The 13550-nt window shown below is 39.0% G+C and carries 16 protein-coding genes; 6 read left to right on the forward strand and 10 right to left on the reverse strand.

Annotation, left to right across the window (positions count from 1 at the left end; genetic code table 11):
- Positions 1–112 precede the first annotated feature (112 nt).
- The 3 genes from hxlB (at position 113) to H9L23_RS01695 (ending at position 2697) form a co-directional block, all read left to right on the forward strand.
- Complete coding sequence (gene hxlB, locus H9L23_RS01685; RefSeq protein ID WP_223191024.1) at positions 113–742, forward strand: 6-phospho-3-hexuloisomerase; 630 nt, start codon at positions 113–115, stop codon at positions 740–742.
- Positions 743–772: 30 nt separating this feature from the next.
- The gene (gene hxlA, locus H9L23_RS01690; protein ID WP_187593374.1) at positions 773–1405 is read left to right on the forward strand and encodes a 3-hexulose-6-phosphate synthase; all 633 of its coding nucleotides are present in this window, start codon (positions 773–775) and stop codon (positions 1403–1405) included.
- A 323-nt stretch (positions 1406–1728) separates the two neighbouring features.
- Positions 1729–2697 carry a S41 family peptidase gene (locus H9L23_RS01695; RefSeq protein ID WP_187593375.1) on the forward strand — a complete coding sequence of 323 codons (969 nt, stop codon included), beginning with the start codon at positions 1729–1731 and terminating at the stop codon, positions 2695–2697.
- Positions 2698–2817: 120 nt separating this feature from the next.
- Here the strand turns inward: H9L23_RS01695 and H9L23_RS01700 are convergent, their stop codons facing one another.
- From H9L23_RS01700 to H9L23_RS01710, 3 genes are all read right to left on the reverse strand, one after another.
- Positions 2818–3357 carry a lipocalin family protein gene (locus tag H9L23_RS01700; RefSeq protein ID WP_187593376.1) on the reverse strand — a complete coding sequence of 180 codons (540 nt, stop codon included), beginning with the start codon at positions 3355–3357 and terminating at the stop codon, positions 2818–2820.
- A 63-nt stretch (positions 3358–3420) separates the two neighbouring features.
- Positions 3421–5955, reverse strand: coding sequence for an ABC transporter permease (locus tag H9L23_RS01705; RefSeq protein ID WP_187593377.1), 2535 nt, complete (start codon positions 5953–5955; stop codon positions 3421–3423).
- Positions 5948–6637 carry an ABC transporter ATP-binding protein gene (locus H9L23_RS01710; protein WP_187593378.1) on the reverse strand — a complete coding sequence of 230 codons (690 nt, stop codon included), beginning with the start codon at positions 6635–6637 and terminating at the stop codon, positions 5948–5950. Before H9L23_RS01710 ends, H9L23_RS01705 begins: the two co-directional genes overlap by 8 nt.
- 101 nt (positions 6638–6738) lie before the next feature.
- On the opposite strand from H9L23_RS01710, the gene H9L23_RS01715 reads away from it, so the two are divergent.
- The 3 genes from H9L23_RS01715 (at position 6739) to H9L23_RS01725 (ending at position 8777) form a co-directional block, all read left to right on the forward strand.
- Positions 6739–7422 carry an arylesterase gene (locus H9L23_RS01715; RefSeq protein ID WP_187593379.1) on the forward strand — a complete coding sequence of 228 codons (684 nt, stop codon included), beginning with the start codon at positions 6739–6741 and terminating at the stop codon, positions 7420–7422.
- A gap of 321 nt (positions 7423–7743) precedes the next feature.
- The gene (locus H9L23_RS01720) at positions 7744–8238 is read left to right on the forward strand and encodes a helix-turn-helix transcriptional regulator (protein WP_187593380.1); all 495 of its coding nucleotides are present in this window, start codon (positions 7744–7746) and stop codon (positions 8236–8238) included.
- A 2-nt stretch (positions 8239–8240) separates the two neighbouring features.
- On the forward strand, positions 8241–8777 hold the full coding sequence (locus H9L23_RS01725; protein WP_246474808.1) for a nucleotidyl transferase AbiEii/AbiGii toxin family protein: 537 nt from the start codon (positions 8241–8243) through the stop codon (positions 8775–8777).
- Between the two features lie 125 nt (positions 8778–8902).
- Here H9L23_RS01725 and H9L23_RS01730 read toward each other — a convergent pair whose 3' ends face one another.
- The 7 genes from H9L23_RS01730 to H9L23_RS01760 all read right to left on the reverse strand — a co-directional run bounded on the left by H9L23_RS01730 (position 8903) and on the right by H9L23_RS01760 (position 13469).
- A complete protein-coding gene (locus H9L23_RS01730; protein WP_187593381.1) occupies positions 8903–9790 on the reverse strand; it encodes a hypothetical protein in 888 nt (295 codons plus the stop codon).
- 8 nt (positions 9791–9798) lie between these two features.
- Positions 9799–10791, reverse strand: coding sequence for a hypothetical protein (locus H9L23_RS01735; protein WP_223191025.1), 993 nt, complete (start codon positions 10789–10791; stop codon positions 9799–9801).
- A 147-nt stretch (positions 10792–10938) separates the two neighbouring features.
- Positions 10939–11433 (reverse strand): hypothetical protein, encoded by a 495-nt coding sequence (locus tag H9L23_RS01740; protein WP_187593382.1) that lies wholly within the window; start codon positions 11431–11433, stop codon positions 10939–10941.
- 13 nt (positions 11434–11446) lie between these two features.
- The gene (locus tag H9L23_RS01745; RefSeq protein WP_187593383.1) at positions 11447–11914 is read right to left on the reverse strand and encodes a hypothetical protein; all 468 of its coding nucleotides are present in this window, start codon (positions 11912–11914) and stop codon (positions 11447–11449) included.
- Positions 11915–11969: 55 nt separating this feature from the next.
- Entirely contained in the window at positions 11970–12536 is a 567-nt protein-coding gene (locus H9L23_RS01750; RefSeq protein WP_187593384.1) for a hypothetical protein, read from the reverse strand.
- Positions 12537–12601: 65 nt separating this feature from the next.
- Positions 12602–13102, reverse strand: a complete 501-nt coding sequence (locus H9L23_RS01755) for a hypothetical protein (RefSeq protein ID WP_187593385.1) — start codon at positions 13100–13102, stop codon at positions 12602–12604.
- A 37-nt stretch (positions 13103–13139) separates the two neighbouring features.
- Positions 13140–13469, reverse strand: a complete 330-nt coding sequence (locus tag H9L23_RS01760; protein ID WP_187593386.1) for a DUF4870 domain-containing protein — start codon at positions 13467–13469, stop codon at positions 13140–13142.
- Positions 13470–13550 lie beyond the last annotated feature (81 nt).

The raw sequence follows: 13550 nt of genomic DNA on the forward strand, positions 1-13550 counted from the left end.
TGCATGACTTTTTTTTAAAAGTATTTCCAAATAGTCCCACATAAGTGGCTGAATGTGTAACCCTCGTTTTAACTGGTCATTATACCTTTGGACCATTAAAGCAAAAGCGGAAATGGAATCAAAAGAATCAGTAGAAATGGTCAATAATGAAGTCTTGGCAGACGAGCTGGATAACCAGCAATTGGCCTGGGATCTGCAAATGAACCTCGACAGGATTATAGAAGAGAATACACAATTGGCCAAAAAAGTGCAACTTGATCAGCTTATTCCTTTCATATATCACATTCAACAGGCGAAACGGATTTTTATTACAGCGGCAGGCCGTTCGGGTTTTGCGATGCAATCGGCCGCCATGCGTTTGATGCACCTTGGGCTAACAGTGTATTATGTTGGCGATACCACCAGTCCGGCAATTAGAGCTGGCGATTTATTGATTGCAGCATCGGGTTCCGGAACAACCGGATCGATTGTAAAAGCTGTAGAAAAATCGATTGGAGCAGGGGCAAATATAGTGGGCATTACTACCAATGCCGAATCGCCATTGGCCAAATTGTGCAATCACCTGGTTTTGGTTCCGGCTGCAGAGAAAGAAGATCATAGTAAAAAAGTATCTACCCAATATGCAGGAAGCCTTTTTGAACAATTTCTGCTCTTGCTTAACGATGCCATTTTTCAGTCACTTTGGAAATTAAGCGGCCAACCTGCAGAAGAACTCTGGGAAAGACATGCAAATCTCGAATAACAAATTATTTAATTATATATCAACATCATCATGGCAAAATTACAAGTAGCAATAGATTTATTAACAACAGAAGAAGCATTGGCATTAGCAGCAAAAGTTGCGCCTTATGTAGATATTATAGAATTGGGAACCCCTTTGATCAAAAATATGGGTTCGACAGTAATTACTGCAATGAAAGCAGCACATCCTGACAAACTGGTTTTTGCAGATTTAAAAACTGCCGATGCGGGTGAACTGGAAGCCGATATCGCATTCAAAGCAGGTGCTGATTTAGTAACCGTAATGGGCGCTGCAGGAAATGCAACAATTATTGGAGCAGTTAAAGCTGCAAAAGCGCATGGTAAAGGTGTGGTTGTAGATACAATAGGTTATCCTGATCGCGTTAAAAGAGCGCAGGAAGTAACAGCGTTAGGTGTAGAATTTGTAGAACTACACGCTGGTTTAGATGAACAATGGACTCCAGGTTATTCTATCCAGGTTTTAATCGATGAGGCTGCAAGAGCTGGTGTTCCGGTTTCTATTGCAGGTGGGGTAAATATTGATAACGTTGCCGCTGTTATAAAAGCAGGAGCAATAGTAGCTGTTGCAGGCGCTGCCATTTATGGTGCAGAAGATCCTGCTGCCGCTGCAAAAGCGCTTCGCGAAGCAATTGACGCCGCTTAGGACAATATTGTTAATTTAAAGGTTTTTAACCACAGATGCACACAGATAAACACAGATTTTTAAAGCTGTATTATCTGTGTGCATTCTTTTTGTCTCCCAAAAATCAAGGCAGTTTATAGTTTATTGAGATAATGATTTTAATTATCCACTTTGCTTTTAGATATTTCTGTGTATGGATAAATTCTTGTTCCGGTTTGGGCATCTTCAATAAAATGTGCGGGACTGAATTGAAAATCAGGTCTTGTATCGGCTAAAATTCTTTGACCAGAATAAATAATCATCCATCAGTTAATTGTGTCGAAAATTGCTTATTTTAGCTTGATATGAAAATCTTTGCCATATCCCTTTTGGTAATCTTGTTGTGTGGTTCTGTAGCTCTGGCTCAAAATCCTATTCTCACAAAGAGGATAAAAGCAGAAACTATTACCGGCATCTCAAAGAGTTTAAAAGAGAACTACATTTTTCTTGATACCGCGCGGCGGATGGGAGATTTCATTAATCTGCAATTTAAAAAGGGTGCTTACGATACAATCCATACACAAAACGCTTTTGCGTATAAATTAACTACCGACCTTCAGTCGGTTTATCATGATGGTCACTTGTCTATCAGCTATGATCCGCTGGCAGCAAAAATCGACGAGAATCCTGATACCGTAGCACAAAAAGCAAGACGACTTCAATTCAGAAAGCAAGTAAATTTTGGAATGGAGAAGGCAGAGATTATGCCCGGAAACATAGGCTATTTGAAGGTGAAAGGATTTTTTCAGCTAGACCAGGAAACCAAGGCTACGATTACTGCCGCATTACGGTTTGTAAGTAACAGCAACACACTCATTATCGACCTCAGAGATAACATGGGCGGAGATCCGGCTGCTGTAAGCTTTTTCTGTGGATTTTTTTTCAATGAAAAAATTCATCTAAACGATCTCTATTGCCGCAAGGATGGCTCTTATACTGAGTTTTGGACAACACCAGATACTTCTTTGGTAGCCCTTAAGACCACTCCTATTTATATTTTAACAAATAAGCAAACCTTTTCGGCAGGAGAGGAATTTGCTTATAACCTGCAAGCCCAGCACCGTGCCTTAATTGTTGGCGAGCGTACTGGAGGTGGTGCGCATCCCATGGCACCAGAACCGGTAGGCAATAGCTTTATTGCTTATATCCCAAATTCGAGGGCGATAAACCCGATAACAAAAACCAACTGGGAGGGGGTTGGTGTAAAGCCTGATAAAGAAGTAATTGCCGACAAGACTCTTGAGACAGTATTGGATCTGATAAAGCAGAACTAACAGGAAGAAAGCCGACGAAGAAATACCTTAATCTATAAGGCATTGTCAAATTTTGCTGAAATACAAACCATATCTCTTACAAAGTATTGAAAAGCTATGGTTTAATGAGATTTAAGTTTTCTATTGATCTTGTTTGGTCCAAACCAAAGTAGCGGTATCATAACCTAGGCTTTCCGCTTTTTTTAAATATTGCTGTTTAACAGTTTCAGGGATGCTTTTGTTCCTGGATAAAATCCATAAATATTTAAGGTTGTTGCCCGCTATTAATGCATATTGATAATCTTTATCGATCTCGATTACATTATAACCAGCATAAAAAGGGCCGAAAAAGGAAACCTTTAATCTTCCTTCGTTACTTTCCTTCACAAATTTTGCCTTGCCGATACTCTGTTTCCATTCTTGTTTTACATAATTGTAGCCGCGGTTATCTACCTTGATGCTGCCGTCATCTTTAAGTGAATAAGTTGCTGTTACGTTATTAAGGTTTTTTTCGAACTTAAAATCCATCCGGGCTATTTCATACCATTTACCTAAATACTTATCTTTTTCAAATGGCTTAACAGCAGTTGCCCCTTTGGGAATAGATACACAGGAAATAGCATTAATTGCAATAACACTCACACCTAAGGCCAGAAACAATATTGGATATCTTTTATTCATTTTTAAATCCTTTTTAAAAAAAAAACAAAGTTGCCATCATATAGTTTGATGGTTTCGATTGAATTAACTTTCTGTCCTCAATATCTTCAAGGGTGGTTGGTTCAGGATGCTTCTGGTGCTCAATACACCTGTAATTACGACCAGTAATACAATTGAACCAAATAACAGCACGGTTAGTATAAAAGGTGGAACAAATGCCGCATCAAATGTAAATTTGGCCAATGCCCAGCTTCCACTGATGGCTAAAATTAATCCGGCACCAGCAGCAAAAGCACCTAAAAAGAAATATTCGATGGCATTGATGGCAAGTATTTGTTTTCTACTGGCACCCATCGTACGCAATAAAATGCTCTCTTTTATCCGCTGGTTTTTACTGGTTAATACTGACGAAATAAGCACAATCCAGCCGGTAACCATACTAAAACCCGCCATAAACTGGATTACGAAACCGATTTTGCTCAGTAATTCATCCAATAATTTTAACACAAGGTCTAAATCAATCACCGAAACATTGGGGAATTTTTGGACTACTTCGCCCTGGAAACGTGCCGAAACTTCGCCCGATGGTACCCTGGTCATCAATACATGAAATTGTGGTGCCTCTTCTAATACCCCGGCAGGGAAAACTACCCTGAAATTGGTCTGCATCCGGCTCCAGTTTACCTCCCTCAAACTGCCTACAACGGTCGGGATCATCATGCCCTGAACGTTAAAAAGGATTTTATCATTCAGTCCAACATTAATGGATTGGGCATAACGCTGATCTAAAGAAATATAAACGGTTTCATTGGGTTTTATTTTTGCGATCCATTTACCCGAAGTGATTTTTTCGGCTGCGGTTAAAGTATCCTGATAAGTAGCCCTGATCTCATTGCGATAGGCCCTTCTGTTATTGGTATCGGCACTCGCTTTCTTTCCATTGATTTCTTCTATCCGCATGGTAATTACCGGCACCTGATTCATTAAGGGCAGTTTGAAAGCTTTGGTTAAACTATCCAACCCTCCTTTTTGGGTGTTCTGAATATCAAACATCACCATGTTTGGCTGGTTAGCACCTGATGAAAGCGTAACCCGGCTCATTAATATGCCCTGGACAAAAAATAGGGTACAGATGAAAGCAGTAGATAAACCAATGGAAACCGTTAGCATTAAAGTCTGGTTGTTTGGACGGTAAAGATTGGCAAATCCCTGTCGCCACAAATAGCTCGATGAGTTGGGCAAGAGTTTACGTACCAGGAACATCAATAATTTAGACAGTACAATGAGCAGCACAAAAGCAATGGCTATGCTCAAGGTAAAGGCCAGTGTTTGTACCCAGGTTTTCATTTGCAAATGGGTAAACCCTGTAATAAAGGCGGCCATCAACAAATACACCAGCCAGGTGAGTGGATCTCTTCTGCCCCCTGCTTTTTCAAAAGAGATTCTGATGGCATTTAATGGCGAAATTTTTCTTACCGATAGGAGTGAGGGGAGTGCAAATAGGATTGAAATAATCAGTCCTAATAAAATTCCCTGACCAACGGCTGGCCACGAAACCTGCATGGTAATTTCTACCGGTAGAAAATCTTTCAGTACCAAAGGCAGCAAAAACTGAATGCCTGTACCCAAAATGGCTCCTAAAAATGAGGCGATTAACCCGATAAAAAACACCTGGATGAGGTAGATTAAAAAAGCATGCCTTGATTTTAGTCCTAAACACCGTAATGTAGCAATGGCGCTTAATTTCTCCTGAATGTAGACATGAATGGCACTGCCAACGCCAACGCAGCCTAAAAGCAGGGCAATAAATCCTGACAAGGCAAGAAAACGGTTTACATCTTTAAACGACCGGCCTGTTTGCTCTTTCCGCGATTCAACCGTATCGGCATCAAAACCCTCTTTTTCAAGCTGCGCATCCTGTTTCTTCACCCATGCATCAATACCAGACGGATCGTTATACCTGAAATAAAACTTATTGTTGATGCGGCTTCCCGTTTTAATCAGGTTAGTTTTATCAAGCAGCTGTAGTGGAATATATACTGTCGGGGCAATGCTGGCGCCGATCCCGGTTTGTCCCGGGGCTTTGGTAAGCGTACCCAGGATTTTAAAGTTTAGATCGCCGACTTTAACCGAATCGCCTACTTTGGCGTTAAACTGCAGCATCAGGGTTTGATCTACCAGGGCATTTCTTCCGGTTTGAAAGTTTTTTGCTGCGGTCAGCGGAATGGTTTCTATGGTGCCATAATATGGGTAATTGCCTTCAAGTGCTTTCATTTGTACCAAACGGCTGCCACCGCCTTTCTGAAAATAGATCATCGAGGCAAATGTTTTCTCCTGTGAGCGTTCATCGCCCAGTGTATCAAGCATTTTTTGCATCGCTTTGCTTACACCTTTGCGGCTATCCAATACCAGATCGGCACCGGTAAGTTCTTTGGCCTGTGCATCGATATCCTTTTGCAGGTTATCTTTAAAAGAATATACCGCCACAAGGGCTGCAATGCCTAAAACAATAGATGAAATAAAAAGCAACAAACGTGCACGGTTTTTCCGGCTATCCCGCCAGGCCATTTTAAACAGCCAGGAAAATTTAATGCTTTGCGTTGGGAGGGTATTAAGCATAAGTCGGGTTTTCGTCTGAAATGATTACGCCGCCTTTAATTTTGATGCTTCTTGAGGTTCTGGCTGCCAGTTCAAGGTCGTGCGTTACGATGATCAAAGTGGTTCCGGCATCTTTATTTAAATCAAAAAGCAGTTTGATAACTTTTTCGCTCGTTTCTGCATCGAGGTTTCCGGTCGGCTCGTCGGCAAAAAGAATAGCCGGCTGGTTGGAGAATGCCCTTGCAAGCGAAACCCTTTGCTGCTCTCCACCTGATAATTGAATGGGATAGTGGTGTGAGCGGTCAGCAAGGCCCACTTTATCCAGCAGCTCCAGTGCATGAGCTTTAATATTTTTTGCCCCCCTTAACTCTAAAGGTACCATTACGTTTTCGAGCGCAGTTAAAGTTGGCAGGAGCTGAAAATTCTGAAAAATAAAACCTACATATTGGTTCCGCACAGCGGCTCGCTCATCTTCATTGAGTTTTTCTAAAGCAATTCCATTGAGTTCAACGGTTCCGCTACTGGCCCTGTCTAAACCCGCACATAAACCGAGCAGGGTAGTTTTACCACTTCCCGATGGGCCGGTAATGGCCACGGTTGATCCGGCCGCGATAGAAAAATTGATGTTATCCAAAACGGTGAGTTCCCGCCCGGCACTTTGGTAAATTTTGCTTACATTTCGAATGTTCAATATGCTTTCCAATAGCTGATTTTTTTAGGGTTTGCGTATAGATTTTAGCCAAACATAACAGCACGATGCCTGTTAGATAAGGTTAACGATAATTAGATATAGATTTATTAGATATGTTACGAAAACGATTAATGGGCCTATTTGTTTTGAGCCTGATCCTCTTAAGCTGTGGAAACCAGCAAAGTAAAAGCAATACAGATAAAACTTTAGATTCGGCTGACCAAAAAGTTTCGGTTGCTGCGGCGAAAAAGAAAAATATCCTCTTTTTTGGAACGAGTTTAACAGCAGGTTATGGGCTCGATCCGACGGAAGCTTATCCGGCCCTGATCCAAAACCGGATCGACTCTTTAAAAATGCCTTATAATGTAATTAATGGCGGTTTAAGTGGCGAAACTTCTGCGGGTGGAAAAGGACGGATTGATTGGTTGCTTAAACAGCCCGTTGATATTTTTGTACTCGAACTTGGGGCGAACGATGGTTTACGCGGATTGCCTGTAGCACAAACCATTAAAAACCTTCAGGATATCATCGATCGGGTAAAAGCCAAGTATCCCGATGCAAAAATGGTTATTGCAGGCATGCAGGTTCCGCCGAATATGGGGGCGAAATACGCAGCAGATTTTAAGAACATTTTCCCCAACCTGGCCAAAAAGAACCAGATGGCCCTGATTCCATTTTTATTGGATAAAGTGGGTGGAGTGCCTAAATTAAACCAGGCAGATGGCATTCATCCAACGGCAGAAGGAGATAAGATTTTGGCGGAAAATGTTTGGGTGGTATTGAAGGGTTTGTTGTAAGCTTTCTCAGTTTTTAACCACAAAGATTACAGAGAAAAAGCACAGAGGGCACTGAGCGGGGAGCCTATTGTAATGCCGTTATTTAAGCCTTCGCCACAGGCAAACATAATTTAACCACAACTTGTCCAGATCTTTCGGGAGATAAAAAGGATACACACAGATATAAAATCCGTGTTTATTTGTGTGCATCTGTAGTTAAAACCCTTAACAACGGCATTAGTGCGTATTGTGTTGAAAATGATATTGTTAATGTTCTTGTTTATGCTTTAATCAATTGTGTATGTTGTTAAAGTATAAACAATATTGTTTATATTTGTGCTTATGTTCGAAAAGCTATCCATATTGAAAGGACTTCATCCAGGATTTTTCCTTGAGCACGAGCTTAAAAAAAAGAAGCTTTCAAAAAGGCAGTTTGCCTTATCCCTTTCGGAACATCCGCAGACCATTGGGGCAATTACGAAAGGGAACAGAGATATGAATACTGCTCTTTCTTTGCGTATCGAGGAAGCATTAGGTTTAGAAGAAGGTTTTTTGATGATGCTTCAGGTATTTTATGATATCAAAAAAAACAAGGAGAAACAAAAATCAAAACCTGATCTCTCTGTTTTTAGTACAACATTGTTTTGGGATACCAAAATTGAAAATATCGATTGGAGTCTTCATAAAAAATTTATTGTAAGCCGTGTTTTGGAGTACGGTAATGAAAAAGAAAAACAAGAAATCCTGAGTTTTTATGGAAAGGATGCGATCGAAAAGCTAACCCCAAAAACTTTTTATAAGCGCCCAACAAGCCTTAATGGGATTAATATCATTTAATAATGATCTATTGGAATACGGTAAACGATAAATTAAAGAATTGCTTGCTGTTACTGATGGATGCACCGTTATTCGAACAGTTTAGGTTGGTTGGCGGTACAGCATTGAGTTTACAATTGGGCAACCGGATTTCAATTGACATCGATCTTTTTACAGATGCACTTTACGGATCAATAGATTTCAAAAATATTGATGCTTTTTTAACCGCTCATTTTGACTATGTTTTTGGTGTTTCGGATATGCCTGTAGCGATGGGAAAGTCCTATCGAGTAGGGAGTGATGAAAGGAACACCGTTAAACTTGATTTTTACTATACCGATGAATTTATATTTGATCCGTTAGTTGTAGATGGTATTCGTATGGCAACAACGGAAGAAATTTTGGCCATGAAAATTGATGTTGTACAGCAGGGTGGCAGAAAGAAAGATTTTTGGGACCTTCATGAACTGATGGAATCATTCTCTTTTGAAGAAATGTTGTTGCTCCATCAAAAACGTTATCCATATCATCATGATCCTTTACATATCGGGAGAATATGACCAATTTTTACTCTGCTGATGAAGACCCTGATCCAGTCTGTTTAAAAGGGAAACATTGGGAATTGATAAAGTATGATCTGATTACATTTTTAGAGAAATTTAAGAAGTAACTTACAGCTAACTTCTCACTCCTGCCTAAAACTTTTTAACGTTCCATTATTATTAAACTGGATATCGTAACGTTCACGACTACCATTTATCGATCTTGGGTTCCAGCGCATACCATTATCCCATATAGTGATATAAGCATCAGATATTGGCTTAGCCCCTTCAACCTGAGCAGCTTTTACATTATAATTCTGTATTATTTTATGTGCATCTGAAAAATGTATTCCGCTTAAAGGAAATGTCCGGCGTTCGATATTTCTCGCCATTACGGGTTCTGGTTCTGACCATTTACCGTCTTTGTATTTATATGCATCTACATATTTTGGATTAGTAGGGTGCTGTAATGCTAAATTAATGGATCCATCATCGTAAAAATGAATGGATTCATACACCAAAATTTCTTTACTTTGGTACGGGTACAATTTTTTGAGTTGATCTTCTGCCTTTTCTAGTGCTGCAGCACTTAATAATCCTCTTTTTGCTTTTATTATCGGTTTTTCTTTGTCAATGTTTTTAAGGCCGCCTTGTGGCAACTTCATTTCTTTTAGGAATTCATTTACCCTTTTCTGTATTTCTTTAGCCGTTGCGGGGCTTTGCTGTTGTTTTAACAATTCAATGTCGTGGAACATTTCTTTTGCCTTGAGCTCCATTTCAGGGGTTTTAATTGTGTCGCCGTTTATCACTATAGTTTTCTCCTCTCTGTGCTGTACAGAAGTGGTTGTACTGGTTTTAGTATTTCCTGTATACTCGCCATTTATACCAAAATGATTTTCCTGATTATATTTTTTAACCAGTGAATCGTTGGGATGAAAGGTTTCATCCACACTTTGGGTGATTTGCCTGCAGCTTAAAGTGAGGAGACTAAACAGTATAATTAAACTATAAAATTGCTTTATGTTTTTCATCAGAATTCTCATTCAACTTGATTTAAATCTTTTTCAAAAGCAGCATGCTGAGGATCTTCTTTGAGGTAAAAAATAGAAACATATTCCTGTTTGGTGAGATCCAAATCAAGTAGGTTTACAATCCTTTTGATATTTACCCTGTGTTTTTGGTAAAACTGATCTGTAAATTCGAGCTCAAAATTGATCATGGGCTGCTCATTGATGTAGGTTCCATTTTGGCTGGCTTTTAACAACCGGGCGTTAGTTTGCGTACCTCTAAATTTAATCAGGAAAAATTTATTAGGTTTGCCATTAAACTTTTTGAGGATAAAAGTTCCGAAACCACGGTAACAAAGAAGCGTGAATGCACAAGTTAATAAAGGATGGCCAATACACATAAAACGCCAGCCCATACCCTCACTTTCCGTTTCATAAGAATAAACATAATAAGCAACAACAATAGCAACAAAGCTTAGCCAGGCCAGGTTAGTAAGAAGAATAATCATTTTCCGCATGCTTACTTCAGTAGTGGCAAAAATAAAATAAGGGGCATCTTTTACCTCTTTATCTAACAAAATACCGACGGTTTTGCCAACTTCGTAACGGCGTTCGTAGGGTTTGGCATCGTTTGCCAAAGTTTTTACAGTAATGGTACTGCCCACCAGGTTTTTAAACTGCAAAGTAAGTTCATAGCTATCGTAAGCTGCTCCCGGTTTCGAAGTTTTTGCCGATTTTAATATCTTGGCCTCACGCGGTTCGCCGGTGGTTTTAAGTTTTTCTATATTCCTTTTGATCAAAAAGTTACGGACTACCCATTTACGGTAATAACCAATTAGCAATACAATCCATAACAAGATAGATATGACAAGCAAAGCAAGCGAATACCATGGATTGCTGTCCATCAGGTTGGGCATGTTCTCGCTTTTGATGATGTAATATAGAAACATGGGAAATGGAAAAGCGAAAAAAAACATGTAAATGCTCCAGAATATCGAAAGTCCTTTGCTGATGTTGTAGTTCATTACTGTTTATTTAATTTTAATATTTTGTTTTGTTCAAAACTTTGGTCCATAGCAGAAATAGATGATTTTTGGATCGCTTGCGGGTAAACCCAGTAATGATAGTAGCTCTTTTTGGCTCATAGGATGGATGTTAGGTTTCTTAGTTTATCATACGCTATGGTGAATTATTTTTTCAATTTCCGTTAAAATCTCTGTTTCAAATTTCTCTTGTCTTATCTGGCTTTTGCGGTTAGTGCCAAATGGCTGACTAATGGCGAAGCTTTTACCATATTTATTCTGTTTATGCGATAAGGCATAATGCAGCAGTCCATCTTCTTGTACGTGAAGGATAAAAACATCTTCAAAAGGCATAATTTTACGGGTAAATAATCCAGGGATTTTTTTGTATACCTGCCGCATGTACTGATCGAAAATATAGGTAACATTAAAATGGAAGATAAAATCATAAAGTGCCGTAAATGCTGATACCAAACCAATGGCCATTACGCACCATTGAGTATCACGGTAAAGATGGAGCATAGGCGTTACCACAAATATCCCTGCAGCAAGGAGCGCAAAAAACAAAATCTTGCTTTTATAATCGCGTTCAGGTTGAAAACTTAATCTTCCATTTTCTATTTTTAGGTTATATCCAGTCATCATTAGTGTTGTGATTTTAATGCTGTGGCAAGCCCATTACTGTACTTATTTCTTCACTAAGTTTTTGCAGGGGTTTTGCGGTAAATAAAGTTTGTGCCAGTAAAATATGCCTGGTTTTATTGCCTTTTCTCATTACCATAATGGCCTGAATACTTACGGTAATGAAATAACTTTTTTGTTTTGAGATGAGAAAATGGTCAAAATCATCAAAGCTATAACTCACCGGCGTGCTGAAGAAAAAACGTTTACGCTGTATCTCACGGTTGTGCTGATCAAAAGCAATAACGCCTGTTGTACGCAAGATGCCCAATAGGCCTATAAGGGCGAAGAAAGTAACGTATAAAAAGGTTGCCCTGCTGGTGCTGTAGAACAATATGGCTATTATGGCCGCAACACAACCAAAAGTAATGGTGTAAAAAAGTCCTTTTTGTACTTTTAGCTTATAAGTATTGCCTTCTTGTTCGAAATATTTAAATGTTTGCATGTTGGTTTAATTGCTTGAAAGTGAATTTGATATTCTGTAATGTCGATCGTTCTTTTTAGCTCTCATTAAAATACTGTCCAAACCATTTATCAAATTTTTCTTTGTATTTTTCCTGGGCAGTTTTAATTAATTCGTCAGGCGCTTCAATCTGGTTGAGGTGGTAATCGCCTTTCATCCATTTTAAATACTGATCCAGGTCTTCACGCTCTTCGTAGCTGTTTTTATTCTTGTAAAAATAGGCCTGGTCAAATTCAACCCAGATTTCGGCATCGTAAGTAAGCAGGTGCAAAAGTTGTAAAATGTTTTCCGCAACAACATGAACACCGCCTTCATCTCCAAAAACCACTATAGGCATCTGGTTTAAAGGTTGATTACTTGCATCGTTCCATATCGTATAAAAAGATCCTGTGCCATTGGCCTGGGCAAAAGGGAGTAACCGGTTTAAAAAATCTTCATCTTCGCTCCAGCTTTTTAAACCCAATTTATCATCGATCAAAACACCAAAACCCTGGCTGTAATTTTCGAAAGAAGAAATATTGTTCTGAAAGTAAATCAGTTTTTCAAGTTCAACAGGGATTTCACTTAAACCTAAATTTTCTTTAAAATCTGTTATGTTTATCATAGGTAGATGAATGATAGAATTAATGAATGATAGAATTAATGAATGATTGAATGAAATTGCAATTGTTAAAAAGGCATCTTTTTTACTTCAATGCCATTATCCTTCGCGTAGGCCTCAGCAATGTCCCAAAGCTTATTGTATTTCTGTACAAAAGCATCATAACTTTTATTATCAATTGCGGTAATTGCTGCATTAATATCATTTTCCGATGCATGGCCATCAATCATTTTTGCAACCTTCAGGTGATCGCTCTCATAGCTTTTTAGCACAAAGGCATAAAGGTCAAGCGCTGCATCAATCATCGGTTTTGTTTTTTTTGTGGGCTTTAGATCTTTAATCTTTTTTACATTAGCCACTACTGTTGCGATGGAATTATTTCGAAGATACTTCTCACAGGTATTAAAATCCGGCGTATTTGCGCCTCCTTTAATATATCTTAAATAAGTATTGAAATACTGCCCGCCAAAACGCGAGATGGAATTGGTATTCAACGCTACCCGGTCAAAATATTCTTCTGGTGTGGTAAAAGAAAATTCGCATGCGGTGATGGTTAAAACCATCACCATTAGCATGACATTTTTGAAATTGAGGCGCATAAACATCTTAGTATTTATTTACAACAGAATTTTTTTCTTCGAACATTTTACCAATAAGCGGAACAGGTTTCATGGCGCCGTTTGCTGCATTGATGATGCCCATAATCCATAAAATGATAAATACAAACCCAATTAAGCCTAAGAATGATAAGCTGGGTATCATTGTTGCCACTATGTTTAAAACCACACTGAAAACAATGTTTACAATGGCCAGACCTAACGATTGTCTTAAATGATATTTAAGTAAGGCATCGGCTTTGTCTTTTCCAATGAAATAAGCAACTAACCAACCAATAATAGTGATGTAAGAAATGATTGCAAGCGATTTGTTGTTCATGATTTAAGTTTTTTAAGGTGAAAAATTATTTGACTCAAAGTTGGGGCTAATGCGCAGGTTTTTCAAGCTTTTGCCGCCTAC

Origin of the sequence: Pedobacter roseus (genome assembly GCF_014395225.1) — a bacterium.
Taxonomy (GTDB): domain Bacteria; phylum Bacteroidota; class Bacteroidia; order Sphingobacteriales; family Sphingobacteriaceae; genus Pedobacter; species Pedobacter roseus.